21 protein-coding genes are annotated in these 22,576 nt (G+C 55.9%); 4 read left to right on the top strand and 17 right to left on the bottom strand.

What is annotated here, in order from left to right; all coding sequences use genetic code 11:
* Positions 1-112: 112 nt before the first annotated feature.
* Together NHH03_RS15360 and NHH03_RS15355 are read right to left on the bottom strand one after the other, a co-directional pair.
* Positions 113-2,575: an arylsulfatase gene (locus NHH03_RS15360; RefSeq protein WP_253157608.1), complete on the bottom strand. Its 2,463-nt coding sequence runs from the start codon at positions 2,573-2,575 to the stop codon at positions 113-115.
* 163 nt (positions 2,576-2,738) lie between these two features.
* Entirely contained in the window at positions 2,739-4,361 is a 1,623-nt protein-coding gene (locus NHH03_RS15355; protein WP_253157606.1) for a DUF1254 domain-containing protein, read from the bottom strand.
* A gap of 533 nt (positions 4,362-4,894) precedes the next feature.
* On the opposite strand from NHH03_RS15355, the gene NHH03_RS15350 reads away from it, so the two are divergent.
* A complete protein-coding gene (locus NHH03_RS15350; RefSeq protein ID WP_253157605.1) occupies positions 4,895-5,545 on the top strand; it encodes a hypothetical protein in 651 nt (216 codons plus the stop codon).
* A gap of 80 nt (positions 5,546-5,625) precedes the next feature.
* Here NHH03_RS15350 and NHH03_RS15345 read toward each other — a convergent pair whose 3' ends face one another.
* From NHH03_RS15345 to NHH03_RS15295, 11 genes are all read right to left on the bottom strand, one after another.
* Positions 5,626-7,347, bottom strand: a complete 1,722-nt coding sequence (locus NHH03_RS15345; RefSeq protein WP_253157604.1) for a Na(+)/H(+) antiporter subunit D — start codon at positions 7,345-7,347, stop codon at positions 5,626-5,628.
* Positions 7,337-7,606, bottom strand: a complete 270-nt coding sequence (locus NHH03_RS15340; protein WP_253157602.1) for a hypothetical protein — start codon at positions 7,604-7,606, stop codon at positions 7,337-7,339. Before NHH03_RS15340 ends, NHH03_RS15345 begins: the two co-directional genes overlap by 11 nt.
* 30 nt (positions 7,607-7,636) lie before the next feature.
* Positions 7,637-9,151, bottom strand: a complete 1,515-nt coding sequence (locus tag NHH03_RS15335; RefSeq protein WP_253157599.1) for a monovalent cation/H+ antiporter subunit D family protein — start codon at positions 9,149-9,151, stop codon at positions 7,637-7,639.
* Positions 9,148-10,629, bottom strand: coding sequence for a monovalent cation/H+ antiporter subunit D family protein (locus tag NHH03_RS15330; RefSeq protein WP_253157596.1), 1,482 nt, complete (start codon positions 10,627-10,629; stop codon positions 9,148-9,150). Before NHH03_RS15330 ends, NHH03_RS15335 begins: the two co-directional genes overlap by 4 nt.
* Positions 10,629-11,078 carry a sodium:proton antiporter gene (locus tag NHH03_RS15325; RefSeq protein WP_253157593.1) on the bottom strand — a complete coding sequence of 150 codons (450 nt, stop codon included), beginning with the start codon at positions 11,076-11,078 and terminating at the stop codon, positions 10,629-10,631. Before NHH03_RS15325 ends, NHH03_RS15330 begins: the two co-directional genes overlap by 1 nt.
* Positions 11,075-11,512: a Na(+)/H(+) antiporter subunit B gene (locus tag NHH03_RS15320; RefSeq protein ID WP_253157590.1), complete on the bottom strand. Its 438-nt coding sequence runs from the start codon at positions 11,510-11,512 to the stop codon at positions 11,075-11,077. The genes NHH03_RS15325 and NHH03_RS15320 overlap by 4 nt, the downstream gene beginning before the upstream one ends.
* The gene (locus NHH03_RS15315) at positions 11,509-12,057 is read right to left on the bottom strand and encodes a DUF4040 domain-containing protein (protein ID WP_253157587.1); all 549 of its coding nucleotides are present in this window, start codon (positions 12,055-12,057) and stop codon (positions 11,509-11,511) included. The genes NHH03_RS15320 and NHH03_RS15315 overlap by 4 nt, the downstream gene beginning before the upstream one ends.
* Complete coding sequence (locus NHH03_RS15310; protein ID WP_253157585.1) at positions 12,054-12,302, bottom strand: cation:proton antiporter; 249 nt, start codon at positions 12,300-12,302, stop codon at positions 12,054-12,056. Before NHH03_RS15310 ends, NHH03_RS15315 begins: the two co-directional genes overlap by 4 nt.
* Before the next feature lie 83 nt (positions 12,303-12,385).
* Entirely contained in the window at positions 12,386-12,667 is a 282-nt protein-coding gene (locus tag NHH03_RS15305; protein WP_253157582.1) for a monovalent cation/H+ antiporter complex subunit F, read from the bottom strand.
* Positions 12,664-13,146: a Na+/H+ antiporter subunit E gene (locus tag NHH03_RS15300; RefSeq protein WP_253157579.1), complete on the bottom strand. Its 483-nt coding sequence runs from the start codon at positions 13,144-13,146 to the stop codon at positions 12,664-12,666. The genes NHH03_RS15305 and NHH03_RS15300 overlap by 4 nt, the downstream gene beginning before the upstream one ends.
* Before the next feature lie 240 nt (positions 13,147-13,386).
* Positions 13,387-14,037 (bottom strand): protein-tyrosine-phosphatase, encoded by a 651-nt coding sequence (locus NHH03_RS15295; RefSeq protein WP_253157576.1) that lies wholly within the window; start codon positions 14,035-14,037, stop codon positions 13,387-13,389.
* Positions 14,038-14,215: 178 nt separating this feature from the next.
* On the opposite strand from NHH03_RS15295, the gene NHH03_RS15290 reads away from it, so the two are divergent.
* Both NHH03_RS15290 and arsB read left to right on the top strand, forming a co-directional pair.
* A complete protein-coding gene (locus NHH03_RS15290; protein ID WP_253157574.1) occupies positions 14,216-14,560 on the top strand; it encodes an ArsR/SmtB family transcription factor in 345 nt (114 codons plus the stop codon).
* An 83-nt stretch (positions 14,561-14,643) separates the two neighbouring features.
* The gene (gene arsB, locus NHH03_RS15285; RefSeq protein WP_261364295.1) at positions 14,644-15,711 is read left to right on the top strand and encodes an ACR3 family arsenite efflux transporter; all 1,068 of its coding nucleotides are present in this window, start codon (positions 14,644-14,646) and stop codon (positions 15,709-15,711) included.
* Between the two features lie 89 nt (positions 15,712-15,800).
* Here the strand turns inward: arsB and NHH03_RS15280 are convergent, their stop codons facing one another.
* The 4 genes from NHH03_RS15280 to NHH03_RS15265 form a co-directional block, all read right to left on the bottom strand.
* Positions 15,801-18,329, bottom strand: coding sequence for a DUF1592 domain-containing protein (locus NHH03_RS15280; protein WP_253157571.1), 2,529 nt, complete (start codon positions 18,327-18,329; stop codon positions 15,801-15,803).
* 8 nt (positions 18,330-18,337) lie between these two features.
* Positions 18,338-19,624, bottom strand: a complete 1,287-nt coding sequence (locus tag NHH03_RS15275; RefSeq protein WP_253157568.1) for a DUF1552 domain-containing protein — start codon at positions 19,622-19,624, stop codon at positions 18,338-18,340.
* Between the two features lie 263 nt (positions 19,625-19,887).
* Positions 19,888-20,283, bottom strand: coding sequence for a rhodanese-like domain-containing protein (locus tag NHH03_RS15270; RefSeq protein ID WP_253157565.1), 396 nt, complete (start codon positions 20,281-20,283; stop codon positions 19,888-19,890).
* A gap of 172 nt (positions 20,284-20,455) precedes the next feature.
* On the bottom strand, positions 20,456-21,127 hold the full coding sequence (locus NHH03_RS15265; RefSeq protein ID WP_315861459.1) for a mechanosensitive ion channel family protein: 672 nt from the start codon (positions 21,125-21,127) through the stop codon (positions 20,456-20,458).
* 160 nt (positions 21,128-21,287) lie between these two features.
* Between NHH03_RS15265 and NHH03_RS15260 the strand changes: the two genes are divergently transcribed.
* Complete coding sequence (locus NHH03_RS15260; protein WP_253157561.1) at positions 21,288-22,574, top strand: hypothetical protein; 1,287 nt, start codon at positions 21,288-21,290, stop codon at positions 22,572-22,574.
* Positions 22,575-22,576 lie beyond the last annotated feature (2 nt).

Raw genomic sequence — 22,576 nt, 5'->3', positions numbered from 1 at the left:
GCAGGCAATCGGTAGGGAAACTGATGCATCGATGACCGCCAGGTTGCCGGGCGCACCTGTTGTTACGGCACCGCCGTGGCGATGCCGTTTAAGTTTGCTCGTCGAGTGGTTGCTACTCGCTCGCTCGATTGTTCCGCGTTGCTGCTTCGAGCTTTTTGATGTCGTCCGGTGACAGTTGCGGACGATCCATTTTCAGCGTCAGTTTGTTCAGCTTGCCGGTGAACTCGAACGGAACCTTGTAATCGGCATCATCGACGGGCGTGCCGGTGTCGCTACCGACGTCAAACGTTTCGTCCCACTGCAAGATCAGCGGCACGGTCTTTTCCATCTTTTGTGTGGCGACTGTTTTGCCGTCGACCTTCAACACGCCTGTGCCGCTGCGGCCGATGCCGCTCATGCTATTGAACGCCAGCGTGCCGGCACCCACACCGTCGTATTGGAAATCGAACTCGATCGTATGTTGGCCGGGTGCGATCGCTTCTTTGCCCTCCCAGCGTAGACGATCCAGGTCAACTAGATTCCAGAGAAACACGGGTTTGCCGTCGAGCAGGTAAAACCCGTAGCCGCCGAATCGTCCACCAGAGGTCAGCAGTACTCCTTCGGCACCGCCAGCGGGAATTTCGACTTCCGCCGTGATCGTGTAGGAAGTGTTCAAGATCAATGGCGAGTCCCCTTGGGGGATGCCTGTCATCGGCACTTTGTAGACAAACTCGGTGCGTCCGGCGGTGATGTTCGGTCGCGGTGAAACCAATCGTGTCGCCACCGAAGCATCGAGCGGCAGCACCTGGTACTTTTCCGCTTGCTGCAAGAACAGCTTCTTCATCTCGGCAAGCTTGTCAGGATTCTCGGCAGCCACGTCGTTGAACTGCGTCCAGTCTTTGCTGAGGTCGAACAGTTCCCAGGTCACGTTGCCGAAAGGGTCTTGGTTGACCGGCCCAACAATCTCCCATGGCGGGCGAATGACTTTCGTGCTGGCGATCCAGCCGTCGTGATAGATGGCATGGTCGCCCATCATCTCAAAGTACTGCGTTTTGTGGGTCGAGGGCGCATCGGCGTTTTCTTTCGCGAAGGTATAGGCAAAACTCACGCCTTCAATCGGTGCTTGTGGAATGCCATTGACCTCCTGTGGCGCGGGGATCCCGCAGACTTCCAAAATGGTTGGCACCACGTCGATCACATGATGAAACTGATGACGAATGCCCCCTTTGTCATCGATGTGACCTGGCCAGGAGACACACATCCCTTGGCGGATGCCGCCAAAGTGCGATGCAATCTGCTTTGACCATTTGAACGGCGTATTAAGTGCCCACGACCAGGGCACGGCCATGTGGTTGTAGGTTTCGTCACTGCCCCACACGTCGTAGAATTTTTCCAACTGCACGTCTACAGGAACATCGATTCCGTTGAACGCGGCGACTTCATTCGGCGTTCCCAGCAGCGTGCCTTCGACGCTGCCACCGTTGTCACCGCTAATGTAAACGATGATCGTGTTATCGAGTTTGCCCATGTCCTCGACCGCTTGAATCACCCGACCGATTTCGTGATCGGTATAGGCAAGGTAAGCGGCGTAGACATTCACCTGGCGGATGAACAATTTCTTTTCATCGACCGTCAGATCTTCCCACTGCTTCAACAGGTCGTCCGGCCAGGGTGTCAGTTTGGCGTCTTGGGGAATCACGCCGAGCTTTTTCTGGTTGGCGTAAATCGTTTGACGCAGTTCATTCCAACCGTCGTCGAACAAGTGCATGTCCTCGATCTTCTTGATCCACTCTGGCGTCGCATGGTGCGGAGCATGCGTGCCGCCGGGAACGTAATAGCAGAAGAACGGTTTGCTGGGATCGATCTGGTCGATGCGATTCAACCAGGCGATTGCGTCGTCGGCTTGGGCGGTGGTCAGGTTCCACTCGGGTTTGCCCAGGTAGGGATAAATGGGCGTCGTGTTGCGATACAAGTTGGGCTGCCACTGGCTGGTGTCACCGCCGACGAATCCGTAGAAATATTCAAACCCCATGCCGATCGGCCATTGGTCGAAGGGACCGACCTGGCTGGCGGTGAAGGTGGGCGTATTGTGGTCCTTTCCGAACCAGCTTGTCGCAAAACCGTTATCCAGCAGCGTCCGACCGATCGTGGCCTTGTCCTTGCCGATGATGCTGTTGTAACCGGGGAAGCCCGTTGATTGTTCGGAGATCACTCCGAAGCCCACCGAGTGATGGTTCCGCCCTGTGATCAGTGCAGCGCGCGTGGGTGAGCAAAGTGACGTCGAATGGAAATTCGTATAACGCAGCCCGTTGTTGGCGATGCGATCGAGCGCCGGCGTGGGAATCACGCCTCCGAAGGTGCTCGGTGCGCCAAATCCCACGTCGTCCGTCATGACCAGCAACACATTCGGGGCCTGTTGAGGCGGCACCGTGCGCGGCGCCCACCAAGCTTTCGACTGCGATGCGTTCTTCTCGATCGTTCCACCAAATTTGGGGTCGGGCGCGGGAAGTTGTTTGCCATCGACGGTCGTGGTGGCGCTCGGGGAACCGGGCTTGCCGTTGATGGTCTGCGCTTGCACAGGAAGTGCGATTGCCATCAAGGCAGCCACAAAAATCCTGCTCAGAAAAATCCGCCGGTTCGTGTTCATGGTTTGCTTCTTTGTTTGTGCTGCAGTTGCTCGGATCAAATTTGCCGACGTAGGGAATGTGCGGGCCGCCTCTCGGCGAGGCGACCCGCGTGTTACCAAACCAAGAGGGATTCTATTTCACCAGTTCGACCTCGGTCGGTTGCCAGCTCTTGTCAAAAAATGGCTCAAGCGGGCTGTAAAGGCGCAGGCAGGGGATGAAGCCCTTGCCGGGAAGCGTCTGGATCCAGTTGCTGCGTTTCACGTTGTCAGGTTGCTCTGGGCCGAAATAAATGGTGGTGGAACCGTCCGTATTGTGAATCGCGGCCGGCGAGGGATAGCTTTGACTGCCTGCGCGAGGGTAGCGCTGCGGAGTGTCCAGCATCGAGCGGGTCATGGTGTCGTAAAGCGTGAACGACCAGAATTTTTCGGCGGGAACGTCCTTGGGCAGCGTGACCTTGTAGGTCTTGGCACCGTCGAAGTAGTTCCCATCGGAATCCAACATGGTCCACAGATAGGTCGATCCGATGCCGGGCAGACGCATTGCCATCGCCGGCGTGATCCCGGTGACACCGTAGAAAAAGGCGCGGCGCGCGTCGAGCTTTCGATAGCCGGTTGTCGGGAACGGCTTCACGCCCTCTTTGGTGATCATGGGAATCGGCGTCTCGAATTCGTGGCCGGTAGCAAACAGCATGTTCTGCCAGTTGGCATCCGCATAGTAGTACCAGGAACGATCGCGTGGGTTCATGAACAAGCTGCGCGAGGTTGCATTGGCAACAGCCAGTGCTTCCGTGAGAATCTTCTTCATCCGCGCGTCAGGTGCAAACGGTTTGCCTTTGACAATGCCGATGGCGGCGATCGGACCCATCAGTTCTGGATCGAGTGAAGTGGCCGGTTCCTGCTGCACGACTTCGTTGAGCATCTCGTAGTAGGTCCAGTCATTCGGCGGCAGGGTGTTCATCACTTTGCCGCTGCCTTCATGGAACACGGTCGCCGGAGGAGAACTGATCGGACCGAGTTTGGCCTCGCCCGCCAAAAATTCGGCGATCGGGGTGCCGACACCGCCGGGATTGTATGGGTAGACCTTGGTGAACTTTTTGATCCGCTGAACGATGGGTTTGGGATCGTTGCCGTCCTGTAGGAACGCGCGGGCGAACCAGATGCCGTGGACGGTCTTGGAGTGGGCAACATTAAACTCACCCTCCGGCAAAGCGCCTTTGTAATTCGGGGGAACGATCAGATACTTGCCGCCTTCACCGCGGTCCGGACCGGGCAGTCCCATGTCGATGACCCAGCGGAACCATGCGTCCTGAACCGTGCCAAGAACCTGTGGTGGCACCTCGATCACCATCGGACCCTTGGAGAGATCGAGGCCGCCGATGATGTAGATCGTGTCGGCGTTGGCCGTCAGGAAGAGTGACTTGGCATCCATCAGCTCGGAGAAGACAATGACCTCGTTGTCCTTGACACCGACGCTCGCAATTCCCTCGCGGAGGGCGTGGATGCTGACGCCTTGCAGGGTGTCCGAAAACGCGCGCGTTGCGTGCATGAAATCCAGGTTGTCATAGACTTTCTCGAGGGTCGCCTGATTGGGTTGGCCGTCATTGAATTCGAGCGTTCCGAGACGGGTCTCGACCTTATCGGGCGTGGTGACAGATGCGGGGACCGCCGATTGAGCGTGGGCAGAAGTCGCCGCGAAGGCGCTTAACAAAGCACCCGCAACAAATCTGTGGGCGATTCGAGTCTTGGTCATTTTCATTCTCATTTCGGAATTGGAGCAGTGGTTTGGAGCAGTGGATTGGAGTGACCGGTGGCATCGTCGTATCAGTCAGCAGTTTGACATCCGGCATGATATAGCGATTGTCCCAGAGCGTGGTGGTTGCTGCAGCGAAACGCGCCGGCGGAAAGAGGCGTTTGTTCAGTGTTTGCACCCAGTTGGACTTCAGTCTCTCTGGAACTCTGGAGCTGATCTAAAGATTGACGCTGCCATCCTAGTTCATCTTTTGTTCGGACTTGTGAAAGGGCGAGAGACTGAAACACAAATCCGGCGAATAAAACCAGCGAGCTGACCGGGCGGCGGGTGTGGACTGGTCGATGGGGTTGCTGATGCTTCTCGTCGGTGAATCGCGACATTCCCACTTTGTTAAGATTTCGGATACACTGCCTGAAAATCATCATCGCCGTGGTTGACCCCTGGCGTCGTGTGTGGCTGCAACCCTGACCTTGTCATTTGGATGTTCTAGGTCCGGTCCGTTATTCCCTCTCGTCTATTCACACTTTACCGGTGCCGCCGTGTCCCACCATCCATGTGCAAATGAGTCGCTGGGCGGCGTCTTAGTCCGATTCGCCATCTATGGAATTCTGTCGCTTGCGTTGGGACAAGTGATTGTTTGGAAGTTAAATTCGGTTGGCGTCATCGCTTTGGCAAGCGAAAATGGGATGTTGGAGTGGATGCAGGTTGGTTTGACACTCTGCACCGCAGGTGTTTTTGCCCGGGTCTACTTCATGGGCAAATCGGGTGCCACTGTGTTCGGGGTGCTTGCTTGCGTCGTGGCTTATGCGGGTGCAAAGGAGTGTGACTCGTTTCTCGAATCGTTCCTCTTTGACGATGCCTACAAATACGTCGCGGGAGGCCCACTCGCGTTGTTAGTCTTCTTCTTGGTTTGTCGCGGTCGAGATGAATTTGTCAGCGATCTGTCACACGCCATCGCAGCCCGATGGTTTGGCATCTTTGTGACTGCGGGAATCCTGTTGATTTCTCTTTGTCAGCTCTTTGACAGCGCTGGTCTGTGGGAAACCTTTGATCAGAGCACAGCGCTGCGAGAAGCAAAATTGCTTGTCGAAGAAACGTCCGAACTCTACGTGTACTATTTCCTGGCCGTGGCGGCGCTAGAGTGTTGGTTCCAATCCAAGGGCAATGCACTGCCTGCGGCGACAGCGTGACCCAAGGATGCATGTGCATGGTCAGCGTTTTGATGCATTTTGCCGCCCGGGGTCGCAGCAGGCGAGAAATGATTGCCGGACTAGAAGTAATACATCAGCAGGCACAGGGCCAACAAAAGGGTGGCCCAAAACGCCATCGAATTGGTCGACCACGTGCGGCCAAGTGTTCCCGTTTCACTCAGTTCTCGTGATCCGGCAGTCACTGCGCGTTGGAGGAACGCTACCGTGTTTTGTCGCATCGCTCGGTCAACGGTTTGAACTGATGTTCGTACCACCCCGACCAGTTTCGGCAATGCTCGCCGATAAACCCAGTCGGTATCCAGGTTGGTCGCGCGGTGTTCCGCCGGATAGAGTCCCGTTTGCATCAACACGACAAACGCCAATGCGGCAAACATCAACAATTGCAACTGTGTGACGACGTGTGTGACCGTGTAGGGATGGTATTCAACATCGTACGGCAGCATCCGATAGAGCAGCGGGTATGCAATGCCCAGCGCAACACAGGCCAGCGCAGCAATTCCCATCGCCGTCAGCATGTTCCACGGGGCTTCGGGGACTCGTTTGCCAGAATCGTGTGCGAAGAACGCAAAGAAGGGGATTTTGATTCCGGAGTGTTCCATCACACCGGCTGACGCGACCAACAATACCAGCCAGACGATCAACTGATGCTGTTCTGCAGCGGCCGACAAGATCATTGATTTACTGATGAAACCGCTCAGCAACGGAAACCCGGAGATCGCGCCGGCACCGATCAAACAAAAAATGGTCGTCAGCGGCATCGACTTGTGAAGCCCCCCCAACTCTGTTGCTTTGATTGTGCCGACCCGGTACAGCACCGCGCCCATCGACATGAACAACAATGATTTATAGATGATGTGACAGAAGGCATGGGCCACCGCGCCGTTGATGGCAAGTTCGGTCCCAATCCCGATGCCCACGACCATAAAGCCGAGTTGGTTGTTCAAACTGTACGAGAGGACTCGGCGGAGGTCATTCTCGATGACCGCAAACACGATCGGAAACAGTGTCATTACGCAGCCGATCCAAATTAGCGGCTCAAAACCGGCGAAGCCTCGGATCAGGGAGTAGACCGCAAGTTTGGTCGTGAACGCACTCAAAAACACCGTGCCGGTTGGTGTCGATTCCGGATAGGAGTCTTGCAACCAATTGTGCAGTAACGGAAACGCGCATTTGATTCCAAAGGCAATCAGAATCAACGTTGCGGCAGGTGTTAATCCCCACGCCGCCGAAATCGCCGATGAATCAACGGTTGTCATGTCGGCGAACGACAGCGATCCGGTTTCCACATACTGCAATACAGTGCCCGAAAGCAGCAGGACCCCCGAGCCGACTTGGATGATCAAGTATCTCATCCCGGCGCGATAGGAACGCTCGTTGTCACTCGCCCAGATCAAAAAGACACTCGAGATCGCCGTCAACTCCCAATACACAAACAACGTGATCAGGTCGCCTGCGCAACAAGCACCGATCGCGGCGCCCGCATAAATCAGGCCGGCAATGTGTTGCCGCGTGTCCCGCACATGCAGCGCGTAGATCGCCGCAAGAATCGCAGCGAGGTGGAAAACAAAACCAAAGATACGGCTGAGTGAATCGATCCGTACCATTTCCAGTGACGCGCCGAACAGTTCCACCTGTCCGCTTGTCCCGATCGGTGTGTTGTAGAACAGCAGCAGGCTTAGTGACGCCAGCGCAAGCGCGCCGTAGGCCTGAAACCGACCCAGCAACGGAATCAGGATTGCCCCCACGATCATCAGCATTCCGGGAGGCGGATCAACGATCATAGTAGTCCTCCGGACGTTCCACGATCTGACGCAGCACAGCGCCCAAAAAGACAATCACCACGAAAGCGATGAATCCAAAACCAGCCTGGAACCCCAACCATGTTTCCGCTTCGAAATGCGGGTGTGGATTGGTGTAAAACAAATCAGCCACGACCAGTGCGATGCATACCAGCACCAGTGCAATGATCATTCCATGGAGATTGCGTTTCCGCTCAAACCAACTGGAATCGGACGTGGATGTCTGATGTGTTTCGGTCATCGATACTCGCTTTGCGGCGCCTTTGGGAAACTACGGGATTGTGATCGGCAACAAGACTTCGTAGATCCACTGACCTGCAAAGAACAATGCAATGCTGCCGAGTGCGGTGATGCACAGTGGGACGACGCAGAACAGGGGTGCTTCTTGGATCGTCGATCCGCTCGTGTCGCCATCGCCTTCCGGCGTTTGGAAGGCACGCATAGGAATCGGCATCAGATACGCAATGTTCAATAGCGAGCTGATCATCAAAATTGCAGTCAAAATAAACTGATGGGATTCTACGGTCCCGACCGCCAGAAACCACTTGCTCCACGCGCCCCCGCAGGGAGGCAATCCGATGATGCTGACGGTGGCGATTAGGAAAGCGGCGAATGTGAACGGCATTCGTCGTCCGAGTCCCCGCATTTGGCTGATATCGGTTTTATGTGCGGCCACATAGATCGCACCGGCACAGAAAAACAATGTGATCTTTCCCACCGCGTGCATCACAATGTGCATTCCGCCGCCGACCACACTGGACGGAGTCGCGATGGCGGCCCCCAATGTGATGTAACCAAGTTGGCTGATCGTTGAATAGGCAAGTCGGGCTTTGAGATTGTCTTTGGTCATCGCGACCAGTGAAGCCGTCAGGATCGAGAATCCAGCCAGGTAGGCCAGCCAAAGATTCACTCCCGAGGTCTGAAGCAGATCCAAGCCAAACACATAGACGACCACTTTCAACACGGAAAAGACACCGACCTTCACGACTGCTACCGCGTGCAGCAGCGCGCTGACAGGCGTCGGCGCAACCATGGCCGCCGGCAACCAGCGATGAAACGGCATCAGCGCTGCTTTGGCGATGCCAAACGCAAACAGGGCCAGCAACAAACCCAACTGCCAGCGGCTGATGTCTCCCGCGGCGAAGGCATCGGAGAGGATTCCGCCGGCACGAAACTGCAGTGTTCCGGCAATGAACCAAGTCCAAACGATTGCCAACATCAAAAACGCGATCGATGTCGACAGCAGGATTCCCAAGTAAACGCGAGCGCCATCGCGAGCTTTCTCGGTACCGTGGTGGGCAACCAGCGGATACGTGGAAATCGTCATCACTTCGTAAGCGACAAACAAAGTGAACAGGTTCGCCGAAAACGCCGCGGCAACGGCTGCAAAAATTGCAATCGCAAAGCATGAAAAGAACCGCGTCTGGTGCTGTTCATGATGACCTCGCATGTAGCCGATCGCATAGATCGTGGTCAGGATCCAAAGCCCTGACGCCACCAATGCGAACAGCATCCCCAAGGGCTCGATTTCGAAGCCTATTTCAAAGCCAGGCAGAAACTCTCCCAGCGTCAGAGACGGTCGATTTCCGGCAAACACGATTTGCGATAAGCGGCCGACGACGGCAAACAGAACGGTCGAAACCGTCAGCGTCGCCGCCTCGCGGAGGTTCGGCCAGCGGCCAAAAAGTTGAATGGCGATCAATGCCAATAATGGCAGCAACAATCCGGCCGCGATCAAGCTTTCGGGGTCGGTCAGCCAGCCTGTGATGGTGGTCTCGGCAATCATGGCGTGGGAGCTCCCAACAAGGTGCTTGCCGCCTCGCTGGCGAGGTCAAATGGATAGGTCGTCCAGACTCCGAACACCAGGATCGCGCCGATCAAAATGTATGTCGGGACCAGCATTTGCAGCGGCGCGTCGACCGCGTCGGCGGCCCGTTGCGACGTCTCGGCAAAGTACAGACTCTCGACCACCCGCCAGATATACACCAGTGCCAACAGTGAACTCAGCAGCATCAACACTGCCACGGGCCACAGTTCGGATTGAACCGCGGCGGTCAGCAGCAGCCACTTGCTAACAAATCCCGCCGTCAGCGGCACTCCGATCAGCCCCAGTCCGCCGACGACCCAGGCGAAGGAGGTCCACGGCATGGTGCGTCCGGCGCCTTGCCAATCCGAAAGATTGACACTGCCCAAACGAAGCGCGAAACAACCGGCGACCATGAACAGCCCGCCTTTGATCAACGCGTGGTTGAACATGTGGATGATCCCCGCGGTCAGTCCCGATTGGTTCGCCATGCTAATCCCCAGTAGCATGTAACCAATTTGAGCAACACTGGAAAATGCCAACATGCGTTTGACGTTGTCTTGGAAGATGGCGGTGATCGATGTGCCAAAGATTCCGATCAATGCCAGAATCATCAAACCGGTATTCAGTGACAGTTGTTCGAATGCAAAGTCCGGCGTGAAGATTCCAAACACGACACGTGCAAAAGCGTATACGGAGACTTTTGTGGACGTGGCGGCGATGAAGCAGGTTACGACACTCGGGGCATATGTGTAGGCGCCCGGCAGCCAGCGATGCAACGGAAAAACGGCCATCTTGATACATAGGCCGACTGTCAAGAACGCGAATGAGACCAGCATCGTGCGGGGACCGTGGTGCGTATCCAATCGCGAGGCGATGTCGGCCATGTTCAGGGTGCCGGTCATCTGATACAGCAATCCGATCCCGATCAAAATGAACGTGGCGCCGATGCTGCCTAGGATCAAATATTGGAGCGCGGCCAGCGGGGCGCGACGCGAGCGGCCCAGGCTGATCAGGGCGTATGACGACAGCGACGATATTTCCAGGAACACGAACACGTTGAACAAGTCGCCCGTCGCGCAGATGCCCAGCAAACCTGTCATGCAAAGCATGTACGTCGCGTAAAACAGGTAGTGCTTTGATTGAGGGATCTCCGCCTTGATGCTCGGCGGCGCATAGCTCAGCACCAACGCGCCGATTCCAGCGACAAACAACATCACGAAACCGCTGAACGAATCGACCACGTATTCAATGCCGTAGGGCGGCGCCCAGTCACCGATGTTGTAGTGAATCGGTCCGCTGCGAGTGACTTGTGTGATCAGCGTCAATGCGATTGCGAACGTGCACCACGCCGCGGCCAGCGCAACGACATAGGCTACTTTGCGGTTGCCCACCAACACACAAAGCGGTGCCGCGATCAGCGGCAAGACGATCAACAGAATCGGTAAATGATCCGACATCACGAGTACCGATCCAATTCCAAGATTTCATCCTCTTCGACCGTCCCGTATTCCTCACGAATTCGAACGATCAGTGCCAGTGCCAATGCGGTCGTGGCAATTCCTACCACGATGGCCGTCAACATCAACACGCTTGGAAGCGGATTGGAGTAAATCAGTTCATCTGCTGTTTCGTGCAGCGAGTGGCCCGCTGGTCCATCGGTTGCATGAGCATCGGCTGGGTGAGCATGGGCGTGTGCGTCTGCCACCACCGCTGGAATGATCGGCGCGGTTCCACCGTTGATTCGTCCCATCGTGATGTACAGCAGAAACACCGACGTCTGAAAGATGTTCAACCCGATGATGGATTTGATCAAATTGGTTCGCGCAATGACGATGTAGAAGCCCGTCATCATCAGGAAAACAACGATCCAATAGTTGTAGAGTCCGACGACTTGTTCGATGCTCATTCGACCGAATTCCTTCCGGCAAAGGCGTAGAAAATCATCGTCATCACGGATGTCACCGTGACGCCGACCCCGGCTTCGACCAAAAAGATTCCCAAGTGTTGACCGCTGGGGAAATAGTGTGGGTAAAAGTTGTGTTCCAGTGCCGAGTAATCCAGGAACTTGCCGCCCAACAGAATGGTGGCAATGCCGGTGCCAGCATAGATCAGGACTCCCAACGCCATCAGTCGTTCGATTGTCCGCGGCGGTGCCACACTTTGGACCGCCGGCAGTCCGAATACCAAACCGTACAGAATCAATCCAGACGCCAAAATGACGCCGGCTTGAAAGCCACCTCCCGGCCCAAAGTCGCCATGGAACTGCACATAGAAGGCGAACAGCAGGATGTAGGGGATCAGTAGTTTGGTGACCACCCGAATGATCGGAAACGTCGTCATGGCGATTCCTGTTGTTCGGGATGGGATTCATCACGTCGCAAAATCAAAATCACCGCGATGCCAGCGGTCAGTACCACCGTGGTTTCGCCCAACGTGTCGTAGCCGCGGTAGCTGGCCAGGATGGCGGTGACAACGTTGGGTAGCCCGTGCATGTCCTCTTGAGATTTTTCGACAAACGAGGGATTCGGATACAAGTGGATCGGGTCACTTGGGTCGCCGAAGTGGGGCATGTCGAGCGTGCCGTAGATCAGCGCGCCTCCGGTGACGGTGACCACCAACAATGGAATCAGGGGAGAACGCGTCGTCGCTCGTTCTTCTTTTCCGGTCAATGCGAGCGTGCTGAGCATGAGCACGGTGGCGATGCCGGCACCCACTGCGGCTTCGGTGAACGCCACGTCGGGGGCATCCAGAATCAACATCCAGCTGGCTGACAGGAAACTATAGATCCCCGTGAACATGATCGCCGCCCAGAGGTCGCGCATGCGCGCAACCGTGACCGCTGTGGCGGCGAGCAAGGCGAGAATGGCAAAGGCGATCAGGTTCATTCCGGCGAGGACTCTTCGGTGTTGGTTTCGTGATCCAAGATGGGCTGAAGACCATGGGTGAGGGCCGACTTTGCCAGCGCGTGACAGGAGCTGGGGCTGGTGATCCCTAGGAAGAACAGGATCGCCACCAATTTGAATGTGACCAGCGTGAACCCGGACTGCAGGACCAGTCCTGTCATGATCATTCCCGCACCCATCGTGTCGGTGATGCCGCCGGCATGCATGCGCGAGAAAAATTCGGGCAACCGTAGAATTCCAATTCCACCTGTGATGGAAAAAATGGATCCTACTAACAGAAAGAGACAGCTCAGTACATCCAATACCAGCGTCATGTCACGGTCTCCTCGCCAAAACTTCCATGCTCGGTAAAACGCAGCAGCGCGACCATGCCGATAAAGTTCATCAAGCTGTAGAGCAGTGCCAAATCCAGAAAATCGTCCCGGCCGGACATGAAGTCGACGACGCAGATCAATAGCACTGTCTTGGTCCCGAACATGTTCAACGCCAGCACCCGATCAAAAACAGTGGGCCCGAGCATCGCACGAATCAACGCCAGCGTCATCGTGGTCAGGATTGCGATCGACGTCGCGGTCAACATGGTTGTGATCATCCGCCGCACTCCAATTGTTCGATTCTGGCATCCATCTCACCGGACAGATCCTCGGCAGCATCCTCCAGCGAAAGAGCGTGCACCCTGATTTTAGAACCCACCACCTGGACGGCGACCGTACCGGGTGTCAGCGTGATGGAGTTCGCCAGGATGACGCGGCCGAGTTCGGTTTTTTGACGCGTGGGCACGGTCACCATGTTTCGTTGTAACTTCATTTGACGCGACAAGATGATGCCGGCAACTTCGAAATTCGAACGCACGATTTCTTTGATCAGCCACGGCGCGTATCGAGTGAAGGGGCGGATCCCTAGCTGGATCGGCGCACCTTCCTCATCGATGATTTTCATCCGCGATGAAATCCACAGGCATACCAGGCAAGACAGCAGTCCCAATGTCAGCAGAAAAGGGCTCTCAAAGTGTCCCGACCAACAGAGCCAGTTCATTACCAGTGCGGCGCCGAGTGTTAACGAATACTTCAAGTTGGTCTCCAGCCCTTGGGGGGCGAACTCCCGCCAAAAGATTCGCATTACCAAAGCCGCAGAATATAGCCCCGTGTGTGCTGATCTAGAAGGGCAGTGCCCGCAGCGTCCCGCTGGTTCACCTAATCCGTCAGGAAAGGGCCGGCCTGGCGGCAGAGATGCTGGGTAATTTGCAGCTTTGGCCTGTCCGCTGTCCAGCACCGGTTGGTACGGCAAAGGGAGGGGCTGGTCTTTGTTGCTCTACACCAGAGACATCATGTAAAGCATTTCGCAGCAGATTTGGGCGGCTCGCTCGTCGTATCGCTGGGATTCCAGATCAGTGTCATCGGCGACTTTGGGATCTTCGTAGCGGATTGGCATGCGCAGGTCGCAGCCCATCACAAGCGGACAAGCATCGTCGGCTTCCGAGCATGTCATCACCGCGCAGTAGCCCTCGGTTGGATTGGGGGCTGCATCGTAGACTTTGGAAAAACAAACTTGCGGAGTCGAGTTGTCGGAGGTCGAGACGCTGTAGTGTGGATTCGTCGACTGAGGCTCGTCGGCGGTGATCTGCAATCCACACCGCTGCAGCGCTGCCACAGCGCGGGGATTGAACGCCGTGGCTTCCGCGCCGCCTGAGAATGTCACGACGTTGTCCTGGCCATAGTATTCCGCAGCAACCTGTGCCCAGATCTGCGATAGGTGGCTGCGGCGCGAATTGTGGGTGCAGATGAAGGTCAATTTCGCGGGCTCGGATTTTGTGCCGCGTCGGCGAATGTAGTCCGCGACCTTGGCCAGGTCCGGCTTTCGATCGCTGGGGATCGTATCAAAGGACGCTGCTCGGTCGTCCAGATATCGCCGCAGTTCGGGGTAAAGGGAGTTGGCTGACGGGGCGGGTTGCTTGACGGGCATCGGAAGTCCCTGTTGTGATTCACGTTGTTACAAATCGATCGCCTAAGAACAGTCTCTGTTGTTGGATTGCTCGGTGCGTTCGGCTTTAAAGCGCGGTCAAATTAACAGCTTGACCTCGCTTGTGTAAGTCGGTAAGTTTGCATGTCGACGCAAATATGCACAAAAAAGAAGGTTGGACATGAAACCACAGGAGGCCTCTGAATGCTGCGGGCCGATCGACGACCTGCTGGACGCCGAGCTTTTCAAGGCGTTGGGGGAACCGACGCGATTGAAGCTGCTTTCTTGCTTGGCGAAATGTGGTCGCCCCTGCTCGGTCACCGAGTTGACCGAATGCTGCGCCGTCGACTTTTCAGTGGTGTCACGTCACCTGAGTTTGCTGCAGAAGGCTGGCGTTCTGACCGCGACGAAAGAAGGCCGCACCGTTTTTTACGCCGTTCGATACAAGCATCTCACGGAAGCGTTCCGTGCATTGGCAAAGTCGATCGAGGATTGTCGTCCCAAGCGTAGATCCGCGAAAAAGTAGTGGTGGCAAGCCGTCTCCGGGACCACAAGCACCTGCTGCAATCAGCAGCGTTTACAAATCAATGAACCTCGAAGTAAATCGACATGGACAAAACTGAAAAGGCCGCCATCAGCTTCTTTGAAAAGAACCTCACGTACTGGGTCGCCCTGTGCATGGTGATCGGGGTCCTGATCGGGAAATTCCTCCCGCAAATCCCTGCGTTTCTGGCCAAGTTTGAGTATGCCAACGTTTCGATCCCGATCGCAATTTTGATCTGGTTGATGATCTACCCGATGATGATGAAGGTCGATTTTGCCAGTGTGAAAAACGTTGGAAAGAATCCCAAGGGGCTCTTTGTCACTTGGGTCGTGAATTGGTTGATCAAGCCGTTTACCATGTTCGGCATTGCCGCGTTCTTTTTCTATGTTGTCTTCAAGCCCTGGATCTCGCCGGAGCTGGCGAAGGATTATCTGGCGGGGGCCGTTCTGTTGGGCGCCGCGCCCTGTACGGCGATGGTTTTCGTGTGGAGTCATTTAACGCGTGGCAACGCCGCCTATACCGTCGTTCAAGTGGCAACCAATGACCTGATCATTCTGATTGCCTTCACACCCATCGTGGCTTTGTTGCTTGGCATTGGCGGGATTACGATTCCATGGACCACGCTGATCGTCTCCGTGGTCCTGTTCGTGGTTGTGCCTTTGGTCGGTGGCGTGCTCACGCGAAACATTGTGATTCGCTCCAAGGGGGAAGAGTATTTTCAGGATGTGTTTATCCCCAAGTTCAACAACATCACGATTGCAGGGTTGTTGTTAACACTGGTTTTGATCTTCTCGTTTCAAGGCGAAGTGATCATTGACAATCCGCTGCACATTGTGCTGATTGCCATTCCAGTGATTATCCAAACGGTGCTGATCTTCTTTCTGGCCTATGGAGCTTGCTATCGGCTTCACTGTCATCACAACGTTGCTGCCCCGGCGGGAATGATTGGCGCTTCCAATTTTTTTGAGCTCGCTGTCGCTGTCGCAATCACCTTGTTTGGCGCATCTTCACCGGTCGTGCTGGCGACGATTGTGGGTGTGCTGGTCGAAGTTCCAGTGATGCTAGCCCTGGTCGCCTATGCCAATCGAACCCGCGGTTGGTTCTCGAAGTTCGAAGCCACGAGCGAAACCTGATTCCGGGACGCGATCGATCAACAACGGCTCGGACCTAGGGCTCACGTCTCACGCAAGCGCAAGGCTTCTAACGTGAATCGCCTGGTGGACTACCGGGATCTGAAGATCTCGCTGGTCAAAACTTCGGTCACCATGGTTCGCAGTCCAGAGTGATCGGATTTGACGCGAGCGAGAATATCGTCGATCTCGAATTGGTCGGCCCGCTCCATGTGTCGTCCTGTTGTGTAGGTGAGAAGCTTCTCGATCAGATGGCGAGTGAAGTCATCGCGGCGATCTTCGGCCAGCACTTTTTTGAAACTCGCAAAGTCATCGTACGTCTGGCCGGATGGAAACTCGCCGGACGCATCGATCCTAGCTGCTTTGGACTTGCCCTTGGGTTTTGGGTATTTGGTTCTCCAGCGACCGATCGGATCAAATGTTTCGAGTGCAAAGCCCAGCGGATCAATGCTTCGATGGCAGACAATGCACGTCTTGTCCTCGCTGTGTTTCGCCAGTTTTTCACGGATCGTCTGCGCACCGCTCACGTCGGCATCGAGTGCGGGCACTTCGTCGGGCGGCGGGGGAGGTGTGGTTCCCAGGATGTTTTCGAGAACCCACACGCCGCGAGTGACGGGCGATGTGTCCACGCCATTGGCGCTGACGGTCAACACGCTGGCCATTCCCAGTAACCCGCCACGCTGTTTACTCTCAGCCAGACTGACTCGTTGAAAACCGTCCGCCAGCCGGATTGTGTCCTGCTGGGGCAGCCGATACAGCTTCGCCAGTTTCTTGTCGACGAACGTGTAATCGGCGTCCAGGAAATCTGTCACCGATCCGTTTTGCTCCAGCAGGTTCCGAAAGAACAGGCGTGCTTCCTGCTTCATCGACTCCGGCAGATTCTCGGCGTAGTACTCGGATGCCTCTTTGCGGGGCGGCGGCAAATTGCCGATGTCTCGCAAGTTCAGCCAGCTGTCGAGAAAGCCGTTGACGAATTCACCAGAGCGATCATCGTCGAGCAGACGCTGGATTTGCTTCGTCAATTCCTCAGGCTTGCTCAGTCGCCCTGACTCGGCGGCTGCGAAAAGTGTGTCATCTGGCGGCGCTGACCAGAGCGCGTAGGAAAGTCGTGAAGCGAGATCGAACGGCCGTAGCTCGCTTTCTTCCTCCGGCGTGATTTCGCTTAGGTACAGAAAGGAGGGAGAGCAAAGGATCATCTTCAACGTGTCCAGGGCGGCCTGGCGCGGGGTGGCGTCTTCGGACAAGCGTTTTTGGTAGATGGCCTCGATTCGCCTGTGATCGGATTCATCCAGCGGACGCCGGAAAGCCCGTTGGCCAAACGCGTACAGTTGTTCCAGTGCATGATCTGGCTGGAACCCCTCGCTTCCGAAAACGGCCTGTTCTTCGTTTCCTCCGCCGGTCTCCTCCAGCGGGCCACGGATCTTGATTTCTCCGATTCGGATATGCGGCAGCGCTCCTTCGCGAAGCAATGTGGAGCGGCTAACACCCTCCTTCGGATTCTTGAATTCATCCTTGTACCGCTTGTTGGTTTCGATCACTGATGCCCGTGATTCGTAGGGGCCGTTGGGGAAAGTGAAACGCGGCGTCTGTCCAGCCTCGAGCCACACGCGAAAGCGAAGCCACTCGGGTTGGTCGTCTGGTACGACGGTGTTTCCCAAGATCGGTTCGATCGCTTGTGGATAATGGATGTGTCCCTTCGTCACGTCGCCTGGTACGACGGCCAGTTGAAAGGGCTCGGAAAAATCGATGCGGAAAATCTTGGGGTCGTAATGGGTGTCGCGGTGCATTGCCTGGGCGTGGACTTCGATGTCGTACAGTCCCGAGACTGGCACTCCGTCAAGAAAGTCCTCGATGTGCCCGTAGCCGCCCTGTCGCGTGTCCGTGTTTGGTTGCTCGTACAGGCATAGGAATTGGAACTTGAACACGCTTTGGTGAGAGCCAGTCAGTTCTTCGTATTGCCGGAAATTGTCAGTGAAGTGCCACGACTGTGGCTCCGTCGCGGGCTTACCCAGACGAGCTTCGACCAGACGCGATGCGGCTTGAAAGTATTGGTCCAGCAGAAAGCCCGACGTCACCAGGGACTCGCCGATCGTGTCCACGTGATGGCTGGTGTTGTCTTTGGGGAATTCTGCTGTCAGCCCTAGGGTATCGACGCGGCGATTGAACAGGGTCGCCAGCGTGACTTCATATTCACGATTCGAAAGCCGTCGCATCACGGTGCGGCCACCGGTGCTACTAAACCGGTCACGGGCCTGGCCGATGTTGCTGCGCAGTTCCGCGATGACGGCCAGACGTTCCTCGTCGGTCGGTTGATCTGCGTCGTCGGGCGGCATCAGCTTCAACGTCACTTGATCGATGATTTCATCGGCCGTGATCAGCTGTTGCAGCGAAGTAATGGGGAGCGTAAACGAGTCGAACTCACGCTCACCCTCGGCTGAATCAGCATCGTGGCATTGGATGCAGTATTGGCTGACGAATTCAGTTGCCGCAAAACCAGGTTTCGTCTCCGGTTTGGAGTCCGTTTCTGCCGCGACGGCAGTTGGCCCTGCGCTCATGCAAGTGGAAAACGTCCACGCGGCAATCAGCGCCGTTGTTGGTATTCGCCTGAATGAATGCATCATGATCGCGTTCAAGAGAACGTGCCAGTGCTGGTTCCGAACGAGTCTTTTTCGACACCCATTCGCTGAGCGATGTCGATAAACAGGTTGCACAGTGGCACCTTGCCGACGCCGTCGGAAGCGACTTTTTTGAACTGACCGTTGCCGTAGCCGCCACCGGCCAACAGGATTGGCAAATCACTGTTGGTGTGAGAGCTGCCGTTGCCCATTCCGCTGCCGAACAGCACTGTTGTCGAGTCGAGCAAGTTCTGCTGGCCATCCTGGATTCCAGCAAGACGTGTCAGGAACTTTCCAAATTGTTCCAATTGATACGTCTCCAGCGTAATCAGATCCGCGATCGCATCCTCGTCATTGCCATGATGGGAAAGGCTATGATACGACTTGTCGATTCCAAGGTTCTGGGGGAGGAAGCTGCCGCCGATTTCCAGTGTCGCGACGCGTGTCGAGTCGGTTTGCAATGCCAACGCAATCAACTCATACAACATGGGAAGATCATCCACCGTGTTGCTGTCGGCGGGTTGCTCAAACGGGGCTTTCGGTTTGGGTTGATCTGACCACCGTCGACGGCCTTCGAGCCGTTTTTCCACGTCGCGGATCGAGCTGAAATACTCGTCCAACTTGTTCTTGTCTTCTTGATTGACGCGTTTGGAAAGTGAGCCAGCCTCTTCTCGAATCGAATCCAGAATCGAAGCCTGCAGCGAATTTTCTTTGACCTGTTGAGCCCGTCGCTCTTTCGATTCGGTCACAAACAGTCTGTTGAATAATTCTGCGGGCCCAGTGATCGGCGGCACGCGAACGCCCGACTTGGTCCAAGACATCTGGCACCCACCATGAATGCCTCCTTCGGACCCGACGGTCAGCGAGGGAAAACGTGTTTGCGTTCCAATCTCGTCGGCAATGAACTGGTCAAGAGTGACGTTGCCATCACGGCGATTTTTGGATTCGTGGTGGAGCACGCCAGAAAGGAAGGTGTGAACGGCGAAGTGTCCTCCACGCAATCCGTGGTCGAGTCCGCGGTAGATCGTGATCTGGTCACGATTTTCCGCCAGCGGCTTCAGGAGAGTCGTTTCTTCAAATTCGCTTCCGGTCGTTTCCGGAAAGAATTGCTTTTGTTGAAAGCCAAGCAGATTGCCCACCGCGACGAATCGACGTGATTCGGCACCCGCACCACCTGTTTGACGCACTGCGGATTCGCTTCCGAGCGACTTCGACATCAGCGAAGGAAGTCCAGGAAGGGCAAGGGATCCGGCAACGCTCCGGAGCACAAATCGGCGACTCAGTTTATTTGATTTTGACATGCTGTAATTCTAGCCGGTCGCCCGGCAATTTTCCAAGACAGCATGCCTGGGGAGCATAAAAACACACTCCCGATCCAACCACCGAGCCAAAGAGTTGATCAACCGCGAAAGAAACGAAAATCGAAACAGGCGAAAATGAGCGGATGTGGCGCTGGTTCAGGACGGGTTGTCTTTCGCGTCTTTGGCATTTTTCGCGGTTGTACCTCGGCCTCTGCTGCTGAGTGTGTCTGAATCTGAAAACCAAACTGGGGTACACCGGCCGATTACTCGTATTGCTGCTTGATGTCGTCATAGCCGCCGGCGTTTTCAACATTGGTGAAACCGAGTTCTTCCAGTTTCGTTTTGGCTTTTCCCGCTCGGCCACCCACGGCACAATAGACGACGATCTTTGCGTTTTTATCGTCCGTGACTTCGCCGATTCGATCAGCGATTTCCGTATGGGGAATGTGCACCGCCTGTTCGACGTGGCCATCGTCCCACTCTTCTTGAGAGCGGACGTCGATCACGATCGCGTCGGATTCGCTGACCGGTCCACTGGCAGTCTGCGGATCGATGGTTTCTGTTGACGTTGCTGAATCCGTTTCAGTCAGATTGGTAGTCGGCTCCGACGAGCATCCGAGGAGCAGGGAGGCAGACAGAAAGAGAAAGGCGTATCGCATGGATGGTTCCCTGTATCGCGTCACGGTTCGATGGATAGGTGGTATCAGTGTGGCAAGGTCGCTGGAATTGGTCAAAGAATCGACCTTGCCTGGAGGGCAAACGTGCAAGATTTGCTTGTTGTACTGGTAACGGGTTGGCCGGCTTGTCTCAATCCGCTGCCCTGATGGATTCTTATTTTGGTTGTTGCTGGTCCGCGGGTTTGGCCGGCGCTCCGGCGGGCGGAAATTGGAGTGTATTGCGAAGCTGTTCTACGACTTCCTCTGGAAACGAAGGAAGGTAAAGTTGGTTTTCTTCGCGCCAATGTTGAACGTGTTCCTCCGTTTTTTGGATGCGGTCCTCACCAGCTGGGGCGGCTCGCTCGAGGACGGTTCGCTGTACCGGCACGGCAAGGCTCACGCCACCCTCATTGAGAATGTCCAAAATGCGCAGATTAAGATCTTCGGCCACGCCAAGATAGTCGCCGTAGTCTGTCACATTGACGTAGGCAAAAATATCAAGATCCAGCGAGTGCGCGCCGAATTCGACGAAGCGAATCCGGGCAGGCTGCGGATCGACCTTGGGGTGCCCATAAAGCATTTTACGAACTTCCACCAAGACGTACCGGACCTGATCTGGTGTGACATTCTTCGCCAACTGGATGCGTGGGTGGTACCAGATCTTTTCTCTCTTGGCAAAGTTTTCCAGTTCCATGGTTGAAAAGGTCGAATTGGGAATCGCGATCACCGTATCATCCAAAGAGCGGATACGCGTCGAACGCAAGCCGATTTCCTGAACGGTGCCGATCCGGGTTCCGAAGCGGCAGAAGTCGCCGACACGAATGGGGCGATCCATGAATAGATTGATCCCGCCGATTTACTGCCCAACGTCGATGAAGTCATCGTGGTTCGTCAAGAAGCGGCGGAGTGAGTGATGTCGCTATGACCGGTGCCAAAAGCGTTTCATTTGCACCGTGCATGGCCCAGCGTCCTGAATGAAAAACAATCCAATTGGAAGGAGGTGCATCATGAAACGTGCTTATCTGTTGTTGGCCGTATCGGCTGTATTGGGCGTTAGCCTGTTGGTCGTGGGCGATGTGTGGGCCCGCGGCGGTCGTGGCGGTGGGGGTGGCGGGCGATTGTTTGGCGGTGGAGGGGGTGGTTATTCACGTCCGGCTGTCAGTCGCACACCAGCAGTCAGCCGCGCCCCTTCAATGAGTCGTCCCAGTGTCTCACGGCCCAGCGTCTCGACGCCGAGTATTTCTCGACCGAGTGTGGGGACGCGGCCGAGCACGGGAACCGGTGTGCGGCCAGGAACGGGTGCCGTCACGAGACCCGGCACGGGACCCGGTGGGCGACCGAGCGCTGGCGACCTGAAGAAATTCCTGGACGTTGGCCCATCGACCGGTACTCGGCCCGGCACCTTGCCGTCCAATCGTCCTTCGAATTTACCCGGCAATATTGCAAGTGGTGTTGCCGGCGGATTGGCGGGAAGCGCAGCGGCTGATTTCTTGCGTGATTCGGGCGCACGGCCTGGAAATCTTCCCGCTGATCGTCCTGGCGTTGGTGATCGTCCTGGCGTTGGTGACCGTCCCAGTGTGGGTGACCGTCCGTTGGTGGATAATCGTCCGGAGCGAATTGAGGATCGCGGCCAACGCCAACAAATCCGATCTGATCGACGTGATGAAATTCGAGACCACGTCCATGATCATCCGATCCGTGATTTTTGGTCGGATCATCCCCTGTGGGGCGCTTGGGCGATCACCCGTCCCTTCCGTTGGGCATCGTGGGGCGGGGTCACCGGCTGGGTGGATTATGGATGGACTGATCCGATCCCCTACAACTATGGCGAAAACCTTTATTACGAAGATGGTTCCGTCTACTACGAAGGCGAGGTGATCGCGACCGATGAGGAATATGCGGCCCAGGCGGAGGCCATCGCTGCGAGTGCGCCGGACGTTCCTGCCGACCAGAGTGAGTGGATGTCGCTTGGGGTATTCGCATTGACGCCTGACGGCCAGGAATCCGGGCCGGAGCCCACCCTATTCCTTCAGTTGGTGATCAGTAAGCAAGGCGTGATCGCCGGGACGCTGAACAACACTGCGACCAACACCACGCAAACGATCGAGGGAATGGTCGACAAGGAGTCACAGCGTTCTGCCTGGAACGTGGTCGACAAGACGCGACCGTTGATGGAGACTGGCATCCAAAATCTAACTCAGGACTCAGTTCCTGTGCTGGTTCATTTTGAAGACGGTGCCACGCAGCAATGGTTGATGGTGCGTCTGGATGACCCGCAAGGCCCACAATCATGATA

Source organism: Stieleria tagensis (assembly GCF_024129865.1).
Lineage (GTDB): Bacteria > Planctomycetota > Planctomycetia > Pirellulales > Pirellulaceae > Stieleria > Stieleria tagensis.
This window is presented reverse-complemented; position numbering and strand designations above follow the sequence as displayed.